15 protein-coding genes are annotated in these 21034 nt (G+C 60.4%); 7 read left to right on the top strand and 8 right to left on the bottom strand.

Translation table 11 applies throughout. The annotated features are described in order from the left end of the window. The first annotated feature begins 259 nt into the window (after positions 1 to 259). On the top strand, positions 260 to 2101 hold the full coding sequence (locus CFBP6623_RS09380) for an aminopeptidase P family protein (protein WP_046798083.1): 1842 nt from the start codon (positions 260 to 262) through the stop codon (positions 2099 to 2101). Here CFBP6623_RS09380 and CFBP6623_RS09375 read toward each other — a convergent pair. Beyond that, a complete protein-coding gene (locus tag CFBP6623_RS09375; protein ID WP_046798084.1) occupies positions 2098 to 2412 on the bottom strand; it encodes an AzlD family protein in 315 nt (104 codons plus the stop codon). The genes CFBP6623_RS09380 and CFBP6623_RS09375 overlap by 4 nt on opposite strands. Further along, positions 2409 to 3128, bottom strand: coding sequence for an AzlC family ABC transporter permease (locus CFBP6623_RS09370; protein WP_046798085.1), 720 nt, complete (start codon positions 3126 to 3128; stop codon positions 2409 to 2411). Before CFBP6623_RS09370 ends, CFBP6623_RS09375 begins: the two co-directional genes overlap by 4 nt. Before the next feature lie 180 nt (positions 3129 to 3308). Between CFBP6623_RS09370 and CFBP6623_RS09365 the strand changes: the two genes are divergently transcribed. Next, entirely contained in the window at positions 3309 to 3545 is a 237-nt protein-coding gene (locus tag CFBP6623_RS09365; RefSeq protein WP_046798086.1) for a DUF2164 domain-containing protein, read from the top strand. An 8-nt stretch (positions 3546 to 3553) separates the two neighbouring features. On the opposite strand, the gene pncA is transcribed toward CFBP6623_RS09365, so the two are convergent. After that, a complete protein-coding gene (gene pncA, locus CFBP6623_RS09360) occupies positions 3554 to 4180 on the bottom strand; it encodes a bifunctional nicotinamidase/pyrazinamidase (RefSeq protein ID WP_046798431.1) in 627 nt (208 codons plus the stop codon). Between the two features lie 452 nt (positions 4181 to 4632). Here pncA and CFBP6623_RS09355 point away from each other — a divergent pair, with 452 nt between their 5' ends. After that, positions 4633 to 5901: a DUF2778 domain-containing protein gene (locus tag CFBP6623_RS09355; RefSeq protein WP_080841955.1), complete on the top strand. Its 1269-nt coding sequence runs from the start codon at positions 4633 to 4635 to the stop codon at positions 5899 to 5901. 16 nt (positions 5902 to 5917) lie between these two features. Here the strand turns inward: CFBP6623_RS09355 and CFBP6623_RS09350 are convergent, their stop codons facing one another. The 5 genes from CFBP6623_RS09350 to CFBP6623_RS09330 form a co-directional block, all read right to left on the bottom strand. Beyond that, complete coding sequence (locus CFBP6623_RS09350; protein ID WP_046798088.1) at positions 5918 to 6343, bottom strand: DMT family transporter; 426 nt, start codon at positions 6341 to 6343, stop codon at positions 5918 to 5920. After that, positions 6340 to 6822 carry a DMT family transporter gene (locus CFBP6623_RS09345; protein ID WP_046798089.1) on the bottom strand — a complete coding sequence of 161 codons (483 nt, stop codon included), beginning with the start codon at positions 6820 to 6822 and terminating at the stop codon, positions 6340 to 6342. Before CFBP6623_RS09345 ends, CFBP6623_RS09350 begins: the two co-directional genes overlap by 4 nt. Before the next feature lie 286 nt (positions 6823 to 7108). Next, a complete protein-coding gene (locus tag CFBP6623_RS09340; RefSeq protein ID WP_046798091.1) occupies positions 7109 to 7921 on the bottom strand; it encodes a glycosyltransferase family 25 protein in 813 nt (270 codons plus the stop codon). Positions 7922 to 8026: 105 nt separating this feature from the next. After that, a complete protein-coding gene (locus CFBP6623_RS09335) occupies positions 8027 to 10501 on the bottom strand; it encodes an ATP-dependent helicase (RefSeq protein WP_080842553.1) in 2475 nt (824 codons plus the stop codon). Positions 10502 to 10603: 102 nt separating this feature from the next. Then, positions 10604 to 11014 (bottom strand): carboxymuconolactone decarboxylase family protein, encoded by a 411-nt coding sequence (locus CFBP6623_RS09330; RefSeq protein WP_046798092.1) that lies wholly within the window; start codon positions 11012 to 11014, stop codon positions 10604 to 10606. Between the two features lie 226 nt (positions 11015 to 11240). Between CFBP6623_RS09330 and CFBP6623_RS09325 the strand changes: the two genes are divergently transcribed. The 4 genes from CFBP6623_RS09325 to CFBP6623_RS09310 all read left to right on the top strand — a co-directional run bounded on the left by CFBP6623_RS09325 (position 11241) and on the right by CFBP6623_RS09310 (position 20889). Further along, the gene (locus CFBP6623_RS09325) at positions 11241 to 12407 is read left to right on the top strand and encodes an efflux RND transporter periplasmic adaptor subunit (protein WP_046798093.1); all 1167 of its coding nucleotides are present in this window, start codon (positions 11241 to 11243) and stop codon (positions 12405 to 12407) included. After that, a complete protein-coding gene (locus CFBP6623_RS09320; protein WP_080841956.1) occupies positions 12404 to 15553 on the top strand; it encodes an efflux RND transporter permease subunit in 3150 nt (1049 codons plus the stop codon). The genes CFBP6623_RS09325 and CFBP6623_RS09320 overlap by 4 nt, the downstream gene beginning before the upstream one ends. Positions 15554 to 15686: 133 nt before the next feature. After that, entirely contained in the window at positions 15687 to 17099 is a 1413-nt protein-coding gene (locus CFBP6623_RS09315; RefSeq protein WP_046798095.1) for an FAD-binding oxidoreductase, read from the top strand. A 91-nt stretch (positions 17100 to 17190) separates the two neighbouring features. Further along, positions 17191 to 20889: an AsmA-like C-terminal region-containing protein gene (locus CFBP6623_RS09310; RefSeq protein WP_080841957.1), complete on the top strand. Its 3699-nt coding sequence runs from the start codon at positions 17191 to 17193 to the stop codon at positions 20887 to 20889. Positions 20890 to 21034 lie beyond the last annotated feature (145 nt).

Raw genomic sequence — 21034 nt, 5'->3', positions numbered from 1 at the left:
TCTCGCTGTGTTGATCCAGATATAAGCGATGTGATTTTGTTTGGTTAGATGGGATGTATCAATGTTGATATGCGCAGAATGCATATCACTTGTTTTCTAATATTACTTATTTCGCAAAATATGCATAATTTATCACCGCAATCGGTTCTGTCATATATGGCTTGAAACCGGGTTTGCCCACGTGGCATTGTCGTTGTGCGCCAATGATTTGACGGCGTGAATGAACAGCTTTCCTCATGACAGTTCCCGAAAGACGCCCATGTTCCAGACCTTCGAAAACAAATCCGCGCCGCAATTCGGCAAGGCCCGCGTCGAGGCGCTGCGCGCCGGTTTCGACGCCCTCGGTATCGACGGTTTCCTGGTGCCGCGCGCCGATGAATATCAGGGGGAATATGTGCCTGAATGCGCCGAGCGCCTGTCCTGGCTGACGGGGTTCACCGGTTCGGCCGGCATCGCGCTGGTGACACGCGGCGAGGCCGTGGTTTTCGTCGATGGCCGGTATACGACACAGCTCAAGTCGCAGGTCGACCAATCCGTATTCACGGGCGGTGATCTGGTCGGGGCGCCGCCTTCCGTCTGGCTATCCGAACATGCGGCGCAGGGCTTTCGACTGGGGATCGATCCGTGGCTGCATACCGGCGCTGAATTGAAGCGGCTCGAAAAGGTGCTTGCGGCCAAGGGCGGTTCCGTCGTGCTGCTGGAGCGCAATCCGCTTGACGCCCTGTGGCAGGACCGCCCGTCCGAGCCGCTGGAGCCCGTTGTTATCCAGCCGGAAGCCTTTACGGGCAAGTTGGCGAAAGAAAAGATCGCGCTGCTGGCGGAGACGGTTTCGGCCAGGCAGGCTGATGCCCTGCTGGTTACCGATCCGTCCTCCATCGCATGGATTTTCAATATTCGCGGCAATGACGTGCCGCATACCCCGCATCCGCTCGCCCGTGCCATCATCTATGCCGATGGCAGGACGGATATTTTTCTCGACAAGCGCAAGACCGGCATCGAGGCCGAGGCCTATCTGGCGCAAATGGCGACGCAGTTGCCGCCATCGAAGATTGCCGACCGCCTGCATGCGATTGCCAGTGCCAAGGGCCGGGTTATGGTCGATGCCGATCTGGCGCCGGTGGCCCTGACGGGAGCAATCACGGCGGCGGGCGGCACATTGGTCGAAGCGGCCGATCCCGTCCGCCTCCCGCGCGCCTGCAAGAACAAGGCGGAGCTTGCCGGTTCAGCCGCAGCACACGTGCAGGATGGCGCGGCCATGGTCGAATATCTGAGCTGGCTGGATCGCCAGCAGCCGGGCAGCGTCACCGAAATCGCGGCGGTCAAGGCGCTGGAGGCAACGCGGGCCAGGGTGGGGCAGGCGATGCAGAACCCGTTGAAGGATGTGTCTTTCGATACGATTTCCGGCGCTGGCGAGCATGCTGCCATCATCCACTACCGCGTCACCACCGACACGGACCGCCCACTTGCCGATGGCGAGATGTTCCTCGTCGATTCCGGTGCGCAATATGTCAACGGCACCACTGATATCACCCGCACCGTCGCAATCGGCACGGTGCCGGAAGAGCAGAGGCGTTTCTTCACGCTGGTGCTGAAGGGGGTGATCGGTATCAGCACCGCACGGTTTCCGAAGGGAACGCGCGGTTGCGACCTTGATCCGCTGGCACGCATCGCGCTGTGGAAGGCCGGGGCGGATTATGCCCATGGCACCGGCCACGGTGTCGGCTCCTATCTCTCGGTGCATGAGGGGCCGCAGCGTATCGCAAGGCTTTCGACGCAGGAGTTGCTGCCGGGCATGATCCTGTCAAATGAGCCGGGTTATTACCGCCCCGGCGCTTTCGGCATCCGTATCGAGAACCTGATCTATGTGCGTGATGCGGAGGAAGTGGCCGGCGGCGACCAGCCAATGTTCTTCTTCGAGACGTTGACCTGGTGCCCCATCGACCACCGGCTTGTCGTTGTGTCACTCCTCACCGACGAGGAACTCAACTGGCTGAACGCCTATCACGCGAATGTTCTGGAGAAGCTCTCTCCGCTGATCACCGATGAAGAGGTGAAAGCCTGGCTTGTTGCCGCGACCAAGCCACTGGAAAGGGTCGCTTAAAGCAGCCCGAAATGCCTGATGGCGATGACGACGGCCCAGCCGATTGCCAGCATCGTCAGGCCGGGAAACCGCAGGCAGACCAGAAGGGCTGCCACCATGCCGATCTTCACTTCGTATCCGCCTTCAAAGAAGGCGGGTGCGACAAGCGTGGTCAGAACCGCAACGGGCACGGCGTTCAGGCCGGCTTCCATGCGCGGCGGAATGGATTTCATTCGCGTCATCAGCACATAGCCGCCGATGCGGGTGAGATAGGTGGCGATGGCGGCGAGCGCGATCAGGATCATCGTGTCGGTGTGGAGCATGTCGCTCATGGCGTTTCCACCCCGTTTTCAGGATTGGCCTCGCCGTTGGGTTTGGGCGGATAAAGAACGGCGACGAGAATGCCGGCGACCGCGCCGAGGCTGACATGCCAGGGCGAGCCGACGAAGTGATAGGCGACTGTTGCGCCGACCGCGCTTGCCAGCATCACCGGGTAAAAATTCTCCCGCTGGCGGAAGCTCAAGACCATGCCCATGAAATAGATCGGCAAAAGCACATCAAGGCCGATGGCCTTCGGATCGCCGATGAGGTTGCCGAGCGAGGCGCCGAGAATGGTCATGGCCAGCCACAGCACATAGACCGGCGCAGCAAAGCCCATATACCAGGAAAAACCGACCGTGCCGGTGTTTTCATATTTTCGGACCGATTCGGCGAATTGCGGATCGACCAGAACGAAGAAGCCGGCCGCTTTCTGCATAAGCGACCAGCCGGAGATCATTCGGGCAATGGCCGCCGAATAAAGGATGTGACGGAAATTGACGGCGAAGACGGAAAGAACGATCAGCCAAGGGGCGACCTTCTGGCCAAACAGTTCGATGCCGACAAGCTGGCTCGCGCCGGCATAGACGGTGCCGCTCATGATCGTGGCTTCGGTGACGCTCAGGCCGTTATCGACTGCAACCGCGCCGAACAGCGCGCCGAAGGGGGCGGCGGAAAGGGCGATCGGAAAACCCGTGCTCAGTCCCTCGCGAAAATCTTTATTGAACATTCTCTGGAAACTCCTTGCCGCCGCTCTATCGCCGTCCCGGCCAGCTGGCAAACGAATTGCATGAATGGATCGATTGATTCCCTTGAAGCTTCCGTTACGGTAACGCCGACAGGCAACGCCGGATGAAAGATCGCATCGGGTTTCGTCGGCGCACTCACACCGTGACATCATGGAAGATCAATGCTCGAAAAGCAGGAAAAGGCGGTCTTGGCCGCGCGTATCAAGGACTACCTTGCCCGGGAGACCGAAACCGAGATGGGCCTTCTTGAGGCGGAAATCTTCGTGGAGTTTCTGGCCGAGGAGGTCGGATATGTTTTCTATAATCAGGGGCTAAAGGATGCACATGCTGCAATTCTGCGGCGTCTTGAGGACGCGGCCGGTGATATCGACGTGCTGGAAAAACCGAGGCTGCGTTAAAGTGGCGGTCAGTCGCGCAATATGTCGCGGCTGTTGACGATTGCTGCGCCCTTTTCCCGCATGGCGGCAATCGCGGCCTTTATGCCCTGCGGATCGATGCCGCGGCTTGCATCCTCGATGAAACGGACCTTGATGCCGGGCAACATGTCGATGGCATCGAGCACCGAAAAACTGACGCAATAATCGGTGGCGAGGCCGCATATGTCGAGCTGCGTCACGCCCTGACGGGCCAGATAATCAGCAAGTCCCGTCGTCGCCAACTGGTCGTTGTCGCGAAAGGCGGAATAGCTGTCGACGGCGGGGTTTTCACCCTTCTGCTGAATATAGTCGAACGCTTCCGTCTTCAGATCGGGGTGGAATTCCGCATCCTGCGTGCCCTGCACGCAATGGTCCGGCCACATCATCTGTGGTTTGCCGGAAAGCTCGCCCATGTCGAAAGGTTTCCTGCCCGGATGCTGGGACGCGAAACTACCATGGTTTTCCGGGTGCCAGTCCTGTGAGGCGACGATGAGATCATAACCGCCATTGTCAATCAGGGCATTGGCGGCGGGCACGATCCTGTCCCCTTCGGCAACGGCCAGATTGCCACCCGGGCAGAAGCCGTTCTGGATGTCGATGAGCAGCAGCGCCTTCATGATATGCCTCCCTTTTGCCAGCAGGATGCCAAGCTGGCTTTGGCGGATCAAGTACTCATTCAACCTTTGTGCACACGTGGCTGGTTGATGACGGCGGCCTGTCCCGTCGCAGTCCTGCCGCATTTACAGCAAATTTCCGGCCAAGTCGGAATTTACCTGACGATGCGGCGACGGAAACTTTAAAGGCCGATGACGCCCCGCGGGGCATTTTTCAGGACGAGCGATGCAATGCACGCCGTTCCCGTACAGGTCATCGTTTCGCCTTCGCCTGACATGCGCAGACCTTAACGAAGTATTTTTGCAGGGACTCGTAAACACTTTGGTTACCATAATTCGTCATGCTTCGAACCAGTCAGTTCCGAAAGCGGCTTGGTGTTCAACCGCTCTTTGGATGCCCCAAAATCCCACCGGCATTGGCCGGGTGTGCGTGAACGGTTCGAGTAACGAGTATCATGGCGTTTTCTGCTGCGGCCTATAATGGCGCCGGTCTTGCCGGGTCGTCCTGCCTCAAGAAAGGCAAATCCTTTTCGCTTGGCCGAATGTCCGCGCTGCTCGGCGGCGGTGCCTTTGCCGGTCTTTTCGCCTTTGCTGCCTTCGCATCGCTGCACAGCATGGCGGCCGCCTCACATGGCGTCGGGCAATTTGAAAAGACGCTGGTGGCCCGGCTCGATTCCGCCGAGACGGCGATCGGCCACGCGGCGGGGCGGGATATTCACGTCCGCAAGTTTTCCCGTCTGAGCGATCACAGCCATGGCCCACAGAAGGCCGTTCGCCTTGCCGGCATCATGCCGGAGATCGGCGCTAAGGAATTCGGTGAGCGTTTTGGCGCGGCGGCGAATGCCAAGGGGCAGGCGACGGTGAAGGAACTTGCCGCGCTCAGGCCTTCGGCAATCGTCGATTCGGCGCTTGGGCGCACCACTGATGTGGCCTATCAGAGCGCTGCCTCGCAACATCCAGCATTCGAAGTGGCGCTGGCACGCCCGCAGATCGAGGAAGAGGCGAGCAGCCTGCTTCCTGATGATGTGCCGCTTCCGAGCTTCCGGCCCGAAGTGGCGGCGGCCGAGACGGTTGAGCCGTCGCCGCGCCCCGCCCTTTCCAAGGCCGCCGTTGCTTCAGCCCCCGATTTTGATGCGCCGGTTCCGCTGCGCGCGCCGCAGCAGCCGAAGCAGAGCACCGGTGCCATGCTCGCCTTTGCAAAGCCTGATAATCCGATGCGCGAGCCGAGCAAGATGGATGCGGTTCCGTGGCCGGATCGCGGCAATGGCACGGCCATTTACGATATTTCCTCCGGAACGGTTCACATGCCGAATGGCGAGAAGCTGGAAGCGCATTCCGGCATCGGCAAGATGCGCGACAATCCTGACTTTGTTCACGTCAGAATGCGCGGCTCTACGCCGCCCTCCAGCTATCGTCTGACGATGCGCGAAGCGCGGTTTCATGGCGTCGAAGCCATTCGCCTGACACCGGAAAACGGCGTCAACCCGCATGGCCGCGATGGTCTTCTTGCCCATACCTACATGCTGGCGAAACGCGGCGAATCGAATGGCTGTGTCGTGTTCCGGGATTATTCGCGCTTCCTTGCGGCCTTCAAACGCGGCGAAGTCAAGCGCATGGTCGTGGTGCCCAAGCTCAACGGCAACCGTCCGACGCTTGCCAGCAGCGGCGGGAAAAGTGGTGGCAAGACGCTGCTCAGCATGTTCTCGCGCGGCAACGATTCCTGAGCTTATTTGAATTTCATCAACGGCTGCGTCGCTGTGTCAGCACCATGCCGGCGAGGATGAGAAGAATGCCAAGCGCGCTTGCCCAGATTTTCGGCGGATGATCGCTGAAAAGATCGAGCACAACGCCTGACACCATCTGGCCGCTGATGACCAGAAGTGCGGTATTGACCGCGCCGATGCGCGGGATGAGCCAGCTTCCCGAGGCGATGAAGACAACGCCGATCGGCCCACCGATAAAGGCAAGCCAGGGGGCATCAGCCGCGCCCGGCGGAATGAGGCCGCCGACGATGAGGCCGATGACGGTCAGCACGGCAAAGCCAACGATATGGTTCCAGAAGGAAGCGATAAGCGGTGAGTTCGACAGGCTCAAGCGGCCGTTGATCTGGCGGCTCAGCGCCACGAAGACGCCGCCGGCAAAGGCCATGGCGATCCAGACGATCATGCCGTTCTCCCGACAAGAATGATAAGTGCGCTGCCGCAGAGGATCAGCGCCACCGCTGCCATGTCCCGCATATCCGGCCGCCGTTTCGGCAGGCCGAAAAGGCCGAAAAGATCGGCCAACAGGCTGAAGATCACCTGTCCGCCGAGACCCAGCGCGATGGTGCCGGAAAGCGCCAGCGGCGAATTGACGGCGGTGGAGGTGAGGATGACGATGGCCGCACCCACGACCCCGCCGCAATAGGCCCAGAGTGGCGCTTTCGGTTTTTCCGGTGTGCCCGCGTCTTTCTTCGGTCGCATGATGGCCAGATAGATCAGCGCTGCCACCGTACCTGTGCCATGCGCCGTCCATGAGGAAAACAGCGCGCTGCCGTAGTGGGCAAGCTGACCGTTGAAATGCACCATCAGGGTCAGAAGGCAACCGCTGGCGAAAGCGGCGGCAAGATGCAGCGGGTTAAGGCGAGGATGCGTCGTGTCTGTCATGGCGTGTCTGTGATGGCGGGCCGGGAAAGCTGAAGAGGTACCCGAGCTTTAGCCGATATGTGCCTGAAGCGGAATCGAATTGCACCGTTTGGCGGCTTCAGGCGGCATTATCCTGTGCGCTACGGAACCAGTGACCCTGCCGCGCATTATTCCACCATGAAGAAAACAACGCGCAAGCCATTGAACCGGATGACGATTTTCGTCATTTCGATTTTCATTCTCGCAGCCGTGATCGCCGCGGTTTATCTCATCGGCTTTACGCCCGGCGAGGCATGATCCAGCTTGTCTAATTGCCGGCGGGAGCAGTCTTGCCCTTGCCGCCTTGCAGCGCGACACTCAGCTTGGCGATGGCGAAGCGGAGGCCGCGGAGAAGAAAACGGCTGGTTTCCAGATAGGCGCGATAGGGCAACACGGTGAAATAACGCCAGCGCGGCAGGCGGTAAATGCGCAGATTGTTCTGGATCTGGCTCTCACCATCCGCATCCTGCGTGGCGCAGAGCGGGTAGATGAAAGCCCCCTTCAGCCCCGCGAGATATTCCAGATCGAATGCGATATCATAAGCCAGCCGCATGGGGATCAGTTTCGATATCCATTTTCCGGCGCGGCGGTTGACGAGATAAGCGCCGGAGCCCTTTTCCCGTGTCAGGGCAATGGCCAGTGAGCGGCCATTGGAAAGCGGACGAAACGGGAATTTGCGCCCGTTGCTGACCGTCGTCAGTCGCAACAGATCCCAGTCGCCGCCGTTCAGCACCGCCTCATCGATTGCATTCAGAAAATCATTGTCGAAGACCACGTCGTCCTCAAGGATGAGCGCGATATCGGCGTCGCCATCCATGAATTTATTGGCGCAGGCGACGTGGCTGAGATAACAGCCGATTTCCGGCGGCGAGGTGCGCCGGCCATGCATGAGCATGTAGGAAATCTCGCTGAATTCCGGGATCGGATAATTCAGTTCGCGGCCATTGACGCCGGCGATACGCTCCGCCTGCAGCCCGATGGCGTCGAGCCTGGCAGTCATATCCTCAAGGCGCTTCGTGGCGCTGTCCATGTTGATCAGGAAAACGGCAAGCTTGCGCTGGCTTTTCGGTAAAATATGCAAAGCGGTCCTCGCCCGGTTTTCGCTGTCGTGTAGCAATTTCTTTATTGCAACGGCATGACGCGGGCTATGGAAAAAGCTGTCTCGAACCTGTCTTAACCGTTCGAATCAAACCTTTTCCACAAATCCATCCAGCACGCGCTTTTGTCCGGCGCGGTCGAAATCGATGGTCAGCTTGTTGCCCTCGATGGCGGAGATATTGCCATTACCGAATTTGAGGTGGAAGACGCGGTCACCGACAAAAAATTTCGATGGTGTGTCGGCAACGGATTTGGCCACCAGCTCGCCATCAATCGTGCGGGTGCGCGGGCCGCTTTCGCCATAACCAATCCGCTCGACCGCATGGCCGGAGCGTGTGCCCCAATTATCGCGGGTGGCATCTGATTTGTTGGCCTGCGCACGTTTCCAGCCGGGGGTGGAGTAATTATTGGCGAAGGGTTCCGCCTTGTCGAAGCGGGACTGACCATAGCCCCCGCGTCCGCCATAACCGCCATAATTGCTGTCGGATGCCGCCACATCCACATGGGCGGGCGGCAGTTCTTCCAGAAAACGTGAGGGCAGGGTGGATTGCCATAGACCATGGATACGCCGGTTCGACACGAACCAGATATGGCATAGCTTCTTGGCGCGGGTAATGCCGACATAGGCGAGGCGGCGTTCTTCCTCGAGACCGGAGCGGCCGCCTTCGTCCAGCGCCCGCTGGTGCGGGAACAGGCCTTCTTCCCAGCCGGGCAGGAAGACGGTGTCAAATTCCAGACCCTTGGCGGAATGCAACGTCATGATGGACACGGCATCCAGTTCCGCATTCTGTTCCGCGTCCATGACGAGTGCGACGTGTTCCAGAAATCCACGCATGCTTTCGAAGGATTCCATCGAACGGATGAGCTCCTTCAGGTTCTCCAGCCGTCCGGGGGCTTCCGCCGTCTTGTCGGCCTGCCACATGGCGGTATAGCCGCTTTCGTCGAGGATCTGCTCGGCAAGCGTGGTGTGTTCGGTGTTTTCCAGCAGGCCCTGCCAGCGGCGGAAATCCTGTACCACGTCGAACAGCGCCTTGCGCGCCTTCGGTTTCAGCTCATCGGTCTCGATGATGTCGACGGCTGCCGCCAGCATCGGAATATCGCGGGCACGGGCATAGTCATGCAGGTTGCGGATCGTCGTATCACCAAGGCCGCGCTTGGGTGTATTGACGATACGCTCGAAGGCGAGATCGTCGGCAGGCTGGCAGACCAGCCGGAAATACGCCATGGCGTCGCGGATTTCGAGGCGCTCATAAAAGCGCGGGCCGCCGATGACGCGGTAATTGAGACCAAGCGTGACGAACCGGTCTTCGAACTCGCGCATCTGGAAGGAGGCGCGAACGAGGATGGCCATGTCGTTCAGCTTGTGGTTCTTGCGTTGGAGCTGCTCGATCTCCTCGCCGACGGCGCGGGCTTCCTCTTCGGAATCCCAGGCGGCATGGACCACGACCTTTTCATCGTCAGGGCTGCTGCGTTCGGTGAACAGCGTCTTGCCGAGACGGCCCTCATTATGGGCGATCAGATGGCCGGCCGCGCGGAGAATATGTTCGGTGGAGCGGTAGTTACGCTCGAGCTTGATGACCTTGGCGCCGGGGAAATCCTTGTCGAAACGCAGGATATTGTCCACTTCGGCGCCGCGCCAGCCATAGATCGACTGGTCGTCGTCGCCAACGCAGCAGACGTTCTGCGGTTCGCCCTTGGCGCGCTGGGCGAGAAGCCGCAGCCACATATATTGCGCCGTATTGGTGTCCTGATATTCGTCCACCAGAATATAACGGAACTTCTGGTGATACTCTTTCAGGATATCGCTGTGGCGGCGGAAGATGCTGATCGGGTGCATCAGAAGATCGCCGAAATCGCAGGCGTTCAGCGTCTTCAGCCGGTTCTGATAGGCGGTATAGAGGTCGCGGCCCTTGCCGTTGGCAAAAGCGCGGCTGTCGCCTTCCGGAATATCCGGCGGCGTCAGGCCCTTGTTCTTCCAGCCGTCGATCATTCCGGCGAATTGTTTGGCGGGCCAGCGCTTGTCATCAAGACCTTCGGCCTGGATGAGCTGCTTGATCAGCCGCACCACGTCGTCGGTATCGAGAATGGTGAAATCCGACTTCAGACCGACGAGTTCGGCATGGCGGCGCAGGAGTTTGACGCCGATGGAGTGGAAGGTGCCGAGCCAGGGCATGCCCTCGACAGCACCGCCGACGAGAACACCGATACGCTCCTTCATCTCGCGGGCGGCCTTGTTGGTGAAGGTCACGGCGAGAATCTGGCTCGGCCACGCGCGGCCGGTCTCCAGAATATGGGCGATGCGGGTCGTCAGAACGCGGGTCTTGCCGGTGCCGGCGCCCGCGAGAACCAGAACGGGTCCGTCAAGCGTTTCCACGGCATCGCGCTGTTCCGGGTTGAGACCGGACAGATAGTCAGGTGCTGGCCGCGCCTGATCGCGCGCCGCCATGGCGCGGGCGGCAATGCCAAGCCCGCCGCCGTTTTCCGAAGGGGCATTGTTCGTTGCCCTGCGCGGTGCGGCGGGTTCTTCATCGAAGAACGGCATATCGTCGAAACTGTTGCTCATGCGGCCCAATGTAGTGATTCGGGATATAAAGGCCAGAACCGCGTTCTGCTTTTATTCCGGTATCGTCAGTCAAAACGCCTATTCCAAGGCATTTTCTTCGTCTCAAGCCCCTCTGTCGGCATCGAAAGCAGCGTCAACGGGCACTTGCAGCGCGACCGCAAGCTGGTTGGTCTTGGCTGCAAGCGCGATAATGCGCATCAGGTCGGCATGTTGTTCGGTGGTCATGCCCTTGGCTTTTGCGGCCGCCGTGTGGGAATGAGCGCAATAGGAGCAGCCATTGGTTACGGAAACGGCGATATAGAGCATTTCCTTGACCAAGGGATCGAGCGCCGAGGGCGTCGCCATCACCGCCTTGACCTCGGCCCAGGTGTTTTCCAGTAGATCGGGATCGAAGGCGAGGTATAGCCACATATTGTTGATGAAATCCGATTTGCGGGTGGTGCGGATATCATCGAACACTGCTTTGACGCGTGGGTCGGCTTCGGGATTTTCGGCTTTCGTCACCGTGCTCATGGCTTCCTCCGGGAATGGTTTTCGGCTTTTAGAGTAACCGATCAGCGGAGATTCGCGACAGAAACGGCTGCGCGATGCGTCCCGACGAAAATTCATCACAAATTACAATTATGTAAGGAACGGTTTTGTGCGTTGCCTTCGTCAAGGCAAGCGGGAATACTTTGCACGTTCCAACGGTGTTCGGTTTGGAACTCCATTTTACTGCGCGGATCAACCGGAGAAATATATGCGGGTCTGGAAACAGGTGGGTGTCAGTGTTGCCGTGGTGGGAGCGGGGCTCTGTCTCTGGGGTTTTTATTCGCCCGAAGCCCGCAATGTTCTCGCTGCCATCGGGCTTGGCAAAATGCCGGCCGGTGCGATCGAGGTTGCCGCATCCGGTGCCGGAACCTCCGGCACGCCAGCGGGCCAGAATGCCGGCGGCGCGCGTCGCAACGGCAATACCACTCTGGTGGTCATGGCTCCCGTCAAAAAAGGTACGGTCAATGACCGGCTGAATGCCATTGGCAATGGCGAGGCGATCCAGTCGGTCGTTGTCATGCCGCAGGCCTCCGGCACGCTTTCGGAAATCCGCACCTCCTCCGGTGCCCGCGTCGTGAAGGGGCAGGTGCTCGCGCGGCTCGACGATGAGGAGCAGGTGATCGAGCGCGACAAGGCGCAGGTCACGCTGCGCAGCGCGGTTGAAAAATCCAATTCCTACAAGAACCTGAAATCCGTTTCCCGCCTTGACGTGCTGGATGCGCAGATTGCCGAGGAGGCTGCCAAGCTTGCGCTGAGCACGGCCGAACTCAATCTCAAGCGTCGCGACATCGTCGCGCCGATCGAAGGTGTGGCGGGCATCGTTGCCGCCAATATCGGCGACAACGTCACCACGCAATCGACCATCGTCAGCATTGACGACCGTTCCGAAATTCTTGTCAATTTCTGGGCTCCCGAGCGCTTCGCAACCGCGATAAAGGTCGGCATGCCGGTGGAGGCGACGTCGATTTCCCGACCCGGCGAGGCTTTCAAGGGTGAGATCGAGGCCGTCGACAACCGTGTTGACGAGGCAAGCCGCACGATCCGCATCCGGGCGAAGTTCGGCAATGAGAAAGACGAGCTGAGGGCCGGCATGTCCTTCGGCGTCACCATGCGTTTTGCCGGGGAAACCTATGCTTCGGTCGACCCGCTTGCCGTGCAGTGGGATGCGGAAGGCTCCTATGTCTGGCGCGTTACCGACAACAAGTCGAACAAGGTGCGGGTGCAGATCGTGCAGCGCAACCCCGATGCCGTTCTCGTCAAGGCGGAACTGGCGGAGGGTGAGCCCGTCGTGATCGAGGGTCTGCAGCGTGTGAGAGAAGGCGGCGCGGTCCGCGTCGGCAATCAGCCGAAGCCTGAGGAGGTTGCCAGCCAATGACGACACCGCCGCCTTCGGTTAAGGATTCCAAGCTCGCCTTTACGGCATTGTTCGTCCGCAGGCCCATTCTGGCGGCGGTCCTCAACACGCTGCTGGTCGTCGCCGGCCTTGCCGCGCTGGTTGGTGTCGAAGTGCGCGAATTGCCGGATGTCGACCGGCCGATCATCAGCGTCAGGACCACCTATGACGGGGCGGCGCCCGAAACCATCGATCAGGAAGTGACGCAGACCATCGAAGGTGCGGTGGCACGTGTCAGCGGCGTCAAGTCCATCTCTTCCAATTCGCAATTCGGCACAAGCCGCGTGACGCTGGAATTCGGCGACAATGTCGATCTGGCTGTCGCCGCCAACGACGTGCGCGACGCCATCGGCCGCGTCACCAATCAGCTGCCTGACGATGCCGACGAACCGCAGATCATCAAGGCGGATTCCGACAGCCAGCCGATCATGCGTCTTGCCGTCACCTCGACCACGCTCAGCATGGAAGACCTGACCAAGCTGGTGGATGACGAAATCATCGACCGTCTGGCCGCCGTTGACGGCGTTGCCGATGTGGAGCTTTACGGCGATCAGGAAAAGGTTTTTCGCGTCGATCTCAATCAGGCGGCGCTGGCAAGCCGTGGTTTGACCGTCACCGATGTTTCCAACGCGCTGGCGAGCGCGGCCCTCGACGTGCCGGCGGGATCGCTGAAAAGCACGACGCAGGATATCGTCGTGCGCGCCACGGCCAGCCTGACGAAGCCCGAAGATTTTTCCAATCTTTTGATCAAGAACAATATTCGCCTCAGGGACGTCGCGACCGTCATGCTGGGGGCGGATGATGAATCCACCTCGCTGCGTTCCAATGGCGTGCAGGGCGTCGGTCTCGGCGTCATCCGCCAGGCGCAATCGAACACGCTCAGTATTTCCACGGGCGTGAAGGCCGCTGTCGATGCCATGTCGGCCAACCTGCCTGATGGTACGCGTGTCGTCATCACCAGCGATGACGCCGTCTTCATCGAAGGCGCGCTGCACGAGGTTGAACTGGCGCTCGGACTTTCCGCGCTTATCGTCGTCGTGGTGCTTTACCTGTTCCTGCGCGACTGGCGGGCCACCCTCATTCCGGCAATCACCATGCCGGTGGCGCTGATCGGCACCATTGTCGCGATCTATATGGTCGGCTTTTCGGTCAATATTCTGACGTTGCTCGCCATCGTTCTGGCGACCGGCCTGGTGGTTGATGACGCCATCGTGGTGCTTGAAAACATCGTGCGCCGCCGCACGGAAGGCATGGGGCCGCGGGCCGCTGCCGTTCTCGGCACGCAGGAAGTGTTCTTCGCGGTTATCGCAACGACGGCGACGCTTGCCGCCGTGTTCATTCCGCTTTCCTTCCTGCCGGGCCAGCTTGGCGGCCTGTTCCGCGAATTCGGCTTCGTGCTGGCCTTCGCGGTGGGCTTGTCCTCGATCGTGGCCTTGACGCTTTGCCCGATGCTGGCTTCGCGCATGCTGAAGGAGGGGCTGAAGGAACCGACGGGACCGCTTGCCTGGTTCGGTAATGTCTTTGCCTCCACCTATAAGTCGACGCTTTCCGCCTGCCTCAACAATCCGCTGATCGTCATCGTCGTGGCGTTGATCTTCTCCGGCCTGTCGTGGATCGCCTTCGGCATGATCCAGAATGAGCTGACGCCGCGCGAGGACCGCGCCTCGATCATGATGCGGGTGACAGCGCCGCAGGGTGTCAGCCTTGAATATACGCGCGACCAGTTGCAGCGGATCGAGGAAAACCTGCAGCCGCTGCGCGACAGTGGCGAAATCCGCAATATCTACTCCATCACCGGCATGAACGGTTCGTCCAATACCGGCTTCATGGTGCTGACGCTCGCCCCCTGGGCAGACCGCGAGCGTACGCAGAACCAGATCGCCGCAGATGTCACTTCCGCCGCCAACAGGGTGCCCGCGCTGCGCGGCAATGCGATGCAGCCGAACAGCCTCAGAATTCGCGGCGCCGGCAACGGGTTGCAGATGGCGATGGTCGGCAGCAATTATGCGGCGCTGACGGCGGCGACGCAGAAATTGCTGCTTTCGATGGAGGAAAGCGGCCTGTTCGACACGCCGCGCTTCGACAATGAACCCAATCAGGCGCAGATCTCCGTCTCCATCGACCGCGAGCGTGCGTCGGATCTCGGGATCGACATTACCGGCCTGTCGCGCGCCATGCAGTCGTTGCTGGAAGGGCGCTCGATCGTCGACGTCTTCGTGGATGGCGATGCGATCCCCGTACGGCTGCTATCGTCTACCCGGCCGATCAACGATCCGACCGATCTTGAAAACGTCTTCCTGAAAACGGGCGACGGCAAGATCGTGCCGATGTCGGTCATTGCCACACTCAAGGAAAATGCGGTTGCCCCGCAGCTGAACCGCGAGCAGCAGCTTGCCTCCGTCGGCTTCACCGCCAACCTCAAGGATGGCGTTTCGCTTGGTGAGGCCCTTCAAAAGGTGAATGAGCTGTCGCAATCGGTAATGCCGCCCGGCGCCCGCCTGCTGCCGCTCGGTGAAGCGGCGACGCTTGAGGAAAATTCGAGCGGCATGTTGCTGACCTTCGGTTTTGCCATCGCCATCATCTTCCTCGTGCTGGCTGCGCAGTTCGAAAGTGTGCTGAGTTCGGTCATCATCATGTCGACGGTGCCGCTCGGCCTTGCCTGCGCGGTCATCGCGCTGCTGGTCACCGGGTCCAGCCTCAACGTCTATAGCCAGATCGGCCTCGTGCTGCTTGTCGGCGTCATGGCCAAGAACGGTATCCTGATCGTCGAATTCGCCAATCACCTGCGGGATCAGGGCGCTACCGTGCGCGAAGCCATCGAGAAGGCCACCAGCATCCGTCTGCGTCCCGTCATGATGACTATGATCGCCACCATTCTCGGCGGTGTGCCATTGGTGCTGGCGCAAGGGGCGGGTGCGGAAGCCCGCATCGCGCTCGGTTGGGTCATCGTCGGCGGTCTCGGTTTTGCGACTCTGGTGACGCTTTACATCACCCCGGTCTCCTATCTGCTGATCGCCCGCTTCGCCAAACCGCAGGCGGATGAGGAAATCCGCCTCCACCGCGAACTGGAACTTGCCGCCCGCCGCAAGGCGCTGGAGGAAGACAAACCGCTTCTGGCGGCGGAATAAAAAACGGTTGCCGCCAATTACCGTCCGGGCAATTGCGATGCTGGACAAAGCGTTAACCTTATCCCATACCACCTGACGGAATTTCGTAACGGATCGAATCCGTTACGGGCGGATGTTGCGGTGGAGATGGATGATGGCGCTGAAAGATGTGGTGGCGGGAAAGCGGAACGAAGAGGGTATCGCATCTGCGCTCGCGGTGCTGAAGCAGCAGCTTGGCGACAGGCTCCAGACCGGCCAGGCGTTTCGCGAGCAGCACGGCCACACCACCACCTATCTGACCCTGCAGGCGCCTGACGGCGTTGTCTTTGCCGAGAGCGCCGATGATGTGAAGGCCGTGGTGAAGGTCTGCGCGCAATATAAGGTGCCGGTCATTCCGTTCGGAACGGGGTCTTCGCTGGAAGGTCAGGTCAATGCGCCCAACGGTGGAATCTGCATCGATTTCAGCCGGATGAATCGCATCATTGAGGTGAATGCCGAAGATCTTGACGTGACGGTGGAGCCGGGCGTGACGCGCGAGGACCTGAATGTCTACCTGCGCGATACCGGCCTGTTTTTCCCGATCGATCCCGGCGCCAATGCCTCGATCGGCGGCATGGCCTCGACGCGTGCATCAGGCACCAATGCCGTGCGCTACGGCACGATGAAGGATAATGTTCTGGCCGTCACCGCCGTCGTCGCCAATGGCGATGAAATCCGCACGGCACGCCGTGCGCGCAAATCGTCCGCCGGTTATGATCTGACGCGGCTTTTCGTGGGGGCGGAGGGGACGCTCGGCGTCATCACCTCGGTCACGCTGCGGCTGCAGGGCATTCCGGAAAAGATCGCCGGCGGGGTCTGCACCTTCGATAGCATCAAGGCAGCCTGCGATGCCGTCATCATGACGATCCAGATGGGCGTTCCGGTTGCCCGCATCGAATTGCTTGATGAGGTGCAGGTGCGCGCCTGCAACGCCTATTCCGGCCTGAACTACGCGGAGAAACCGACGCTGTTCGTGGAGTTCCACGGCACGGAGGAAACGGCGGCGCTGCAATCGCAGCAATTTGCCGAAATCGCGGCCGAATGCGGCAGCGTCGATTTCCGCTGGACGGGCGATGCTGCCGAGCGCAACAAGTTGTGGAAGGCAAGGCATGATGCCTATTGGGCGTCGCGGGCGCTTGCGCCGCATCTTGACGGGCTTTCCACCGATGTCTGCGTGCCGATTTCGCGCCTTGCAGATTGCGTGGTGGAAACGCAGCAGGATATTGCTGAAAACGGGTTTCTGGCGCCAATCGTCGGCCATGCGGGCGACGGGAATTTTCACGTCCTTATTCTGTTCGATGGCAAGGATGCCGAAAGCGTCGCGAAAACCGAGGCTTTTGTCGCCCGCCTCAACCGCCGGGCGATTGCCATGGACGGCACCTGCACCGGCGAACATGGCATCGGTCAAGGCAAGATGAGTTTTCTGGCCGAAGAAGCAGGAAATGCGCTGGATGTGATGCGTGCCATCAAAACGTCGCTCGATCCGGATAACATTTTCAATCCGGGCAAGTTGTTCCGGCTTGTCTGATCATTCTCACATTTGATTGGTACAAAAGGCTGCTTGCCGTTAAGGCAGAAAAGAATAGGTTTGCAGCGTTCGCGAAGGGAGATGCAGGTCAGTGCTCGGGCGTATTCTGGTTTTTCTGGGCGGACTGCTGGCCTTGGTGCTGTTTTCGGCGCTGCTCATTCCCTATTTCGTCGACTGGACGGATTTCCGCCGCGATTTTGAAGATCAGGCAAGCCGCATTCTGGGCAAGAAGGTGGTGGTGCACGGCCGGGTCGAGGCGCGTATCCTGCCTTTCCCTTCGGTAACGCTGCATGATGTGCGCGCCGGAACGGATGCGGATGGTTCGCCGCTCATCCAGGTTGCGCGTTTTTCCATGGATGCCGAGTTAGCACCTTTCCTTTCCGGTGAGGCGCGCATCTTCGACATGCGCATAGAGGAGCCCAAGGCCAAGATCAGGCTTTTGAAGGACGGCACGCTGGATTGGATGCGTGGCAGCCGGGCGGAAATTCCCGCCCGCACCGTGGTTCTGGAAAGCGTGCAGATCGAGGGCGGGCAGATCGAATTCATCGATGAGCAATCCGGCCGCAACCGTGTGGTGACCGGCCTTAACGCCGACATGTCCGCCAATTCGCTGGCCGGGCCGTGGAAGGCGGAAGGGCGTGCTGCCGTTGACGGGCATCCGGGCTCTTTCTCCCTCTCCAGCAGCGAACCCGATTATGCCGCTGGCCGCATGGGCCTCAGGGTGCGGGTTGTGCCGGATGAACATCCGGTCGAGGTCGATCTGGACGGCGCGATTGCTGCAACGGCGGGAAAGCCTGCCTATAGCGGTTCCTTCGCTTTCAGCTTCCGGGAAGATGAAAAGCAGAAACAGGCCGGACAGTCGCTGTTTTCCTCGCCGCGTACACGCGGCAGTTTCGAACTGACCAATGAAAGCGTGCGCATATCGAGCTACCGCATGGAACTCGGCGGCAGCGAAAACCCTTACGTCGTGACCGGCGAGGCGACGCTGGATACCGGTGCGAAGCCGGAATTTCTGCTGACGGCGGATGGCCAGCAGATCGATGTCGCCCGCTTTGCGCCACCCGTCGTACAAACGGGCAAGACCTCGCGCCAGCCCACCGTCTCTGTGCGCCAGCGCATCGAGGCTTTTGCGGCCATGGTGGCGCGCATTCCGGTGCCGCAGGTGCCGGGCAAGGCCAGCATCAGCCTTCCCGCGCTGGTTTCCGACGATACGACCATCCGTGACATCAGGCTGGATGTGCGCCCTGATGGCAGCGGCTGGCAGGTGGTGAATGCGGTTGCGACATTGCCGGGCAGGACGCAGCTGGAAGCCAAGGGATCGCTGACATTGCTTGGCGGCCCGGCCTTCAACGGCAATCTGCTTCTCGCCTCCAACCAGCCGTCGGGGCTGGCGAACTGGCTTTCCGGCTCGGTCGATCCGGCGATACGGCAGCTGAATGCGGCCGGTTTTTCCGCCGATGTCTCGCTGACGACGCTCAACCAGCGTTTCAACAATCTCGAGCTTGCCATCGGCGACGCTTCGCTGAAGGGCGAGCTGGAGCGGCGCTCGGATGGCAAGACTTCCAATCTCTCCATCGATCTTGCCGGCAATGAAATCGACCTCGATGCGCTGAAGGCGCTCGGTAGTCTGGCGCTGGGCGATCAGGTTGGAAGCTCGGTTCTCGATCATCGCATCGACGCCAAGTTCAAGGCCGACCGGTTCAACATGGCCGGCGTGACCGCAAATCATGTCGAGACCGCCTTCACCATGGCCGGTGGTGTTCTGACGCTTGAAAACATGACGGCCGGCGATATTGCCGGCGCTGAGGTCAAGGCCAGAGGGCAGTTGCAGGGTTCGTTGCTGAAATATGCGGGCAAGGGCACGGTAAACCTGCATGCTCCGGATATGCAGCCGTTCTTTACCATGCTGCAGCAGAAATTGCCCAATCACCCCTTCCTCAGCCGTCTGGCCGCCAGCGCGCCCTGGTACGCCAATTCCGATCTTGCCGTAGATGTTTCGGTGAACAGTGAAAATGGCGGGGCCAATGTGGCCGTATCAGGCACCGTCAACGGCAGCCGCCTGTCGGCCGTTGCCAAGATGCCGGATTTCCTGTCGATCACCGATGATACGGCGATGTCGCTGGAAGCGGTGTTGAAAAACCAGTCGACGGCCATCCTGTTCGGGCAGGCGGGGCTTGATCCGCTGCCCTTCGATGCGGATGGCGAGGGGCTTCTTTCCGTCAAGCTCAATGGCACGCTCGGTTCGCCGGCCCAGACCGATATCCGCTTCTCAACGGAGCGTACGCATTTTTCGATGAGCGGCTCCTTTGCCGTTGCTGCCGCCAATTTCGGTGAGGGCAGCGCGGATGTGGCGCTCGAAAGTGCTGATATCGAGCCATATCTCATCATGAATGCGGTGGGGTTGCCGCAACTCGGCGGCGGCATGGCTGTGAAGGCCAATGCGAAAGTGGCGGTCGATGCGCAGAAGATCGCTTTTTCCTCGGTTGGCGGGCAGGTGGGTGGCAATCCCTTCTCCGGCAATCTCGCGGTTCAGCGCGCCGCGCCTTATCCCGTCAGCGGTGATCTGTCGGTCAGGACCGCCGATCTCGCCTGGCTGGGTGATGCGATCTACGGCCCGGTGATTGACCCGGAAAATGGCGCGCTCAACGCCAAGCCTTTGGCCATGGCGGCTTTCCCACAGCTCAAGGCCTCACTGTCGCTGAAGGCGGAAAACTTCGAAGCGGGTCCCTTCGGCACGATCACGGGTCTGGCGGCCAAGGTGACGCATGATTCGGGCAGTCTTTCGCTCGATGATGTCACGGGCGGCTTCATGGGCGGCAAATTGACGGGCCGGCTTGCCATGTCCACGGGTGAAGGGGCGGGGATTTTCCGCACCAAGATCGCGGTGGCCGACGCCAATCCGGAGCCTATCCTGTGGGCGAACGCCAATGGGCCTGTGGCGACCGGCCGAATTGCCATCGACCTGACGGCTGAATCGACCGGCAAGAGTGTCGGCGAAATTCTGAAGTCGGCGGGTGGTTCAGGTGAAATCCGTGCCGGCGGGCTGGCGCTGAAGGGGCTCAATCCCGCCGCGCTGCCGCCGATCCTGCAGGCGGCGGATGGTTTGCAGCAGCCTATCGATGCGCCCAAAGTTCGGCCGCTGGTGGACCAGAACCTGTGGCAGGGTGAAATCGGGCTTGGCGATGTGGCCCTGCCGTTCTCGCTGAATGGTGGTGCGCTTCATTTCCAGAATCTGCGCGCCGGGATCGATCCGGTGACGCTTGCCGGTGATGCGACGGTGGATATTGCCGCATCGACCGTGAATGGTGATCTCGATCTTCTCTTCAATCCCGGCACCGAAGCGGTTGCCGGAGCCGAGCCGTCTCTACGCCTCAACTATAATGGCCCGCTGGCGGCACCGGCTTTGACGATCGATGTTTCGACGCTCAGCAATTACCTGTCGCTCAGGGCTTTCGAAAAGGAGCGCCGTCGGGTGGAGGCCATGCAGGCCAGCGTTCTTGAAAAGCAGCGCCTGCGCCGCGAAGTGGCGCTTTACCGCTCCCAGGCGGCTGAGCGGCAGGCTGAAAAGGAACGGGCAGAAGCGGAAGCCAAAGCGAAGGCGGAAGAGGAGGCCCGGCTGAAGGCTGCCGCCGAGGAGCGTCTTCGCCAGGAGAAAGAACAGCAGGAGCGGTTGCTGCAGCAACAGCAGCAACCCGTGCCCGAGCGGCAATCGGCGCCGATTCTGGTCGTGCCACCGACGGAAAATGCGATCCGCGACCTGGCGCCGGAAAACGCGCCGGCCAATCCATAGCTTGTTTGAAAAGTGGAGGTGGATCGCCTTCAGATTTGCAGGATGTGGAGACTGGCACCCTAAAACGGGTTCATTCCCTTTCCCGGGATCTATGGCCATCGTCGCGCCCGGTTGCGAAACTTCGGGTCAAGTCAGGGGAGGGGTG

The organism is Agrobacterium tumefaciens (assembly GCF_005221385.1).
In the GTDB taxonomy this organism is placed as follows: domain Bacteria; phylum Pseudomonadota; class Alphaproteobacteria; order Rhizobiales; family Rhizobiaceae; genus Agrobacterium; species Agrobacterium tomkonis.
The sequence above is the reverse complement of the archived record's forward strand: the minus strand, read 5'-3'. Positions and strand labels throughout refer to the sequence as shown.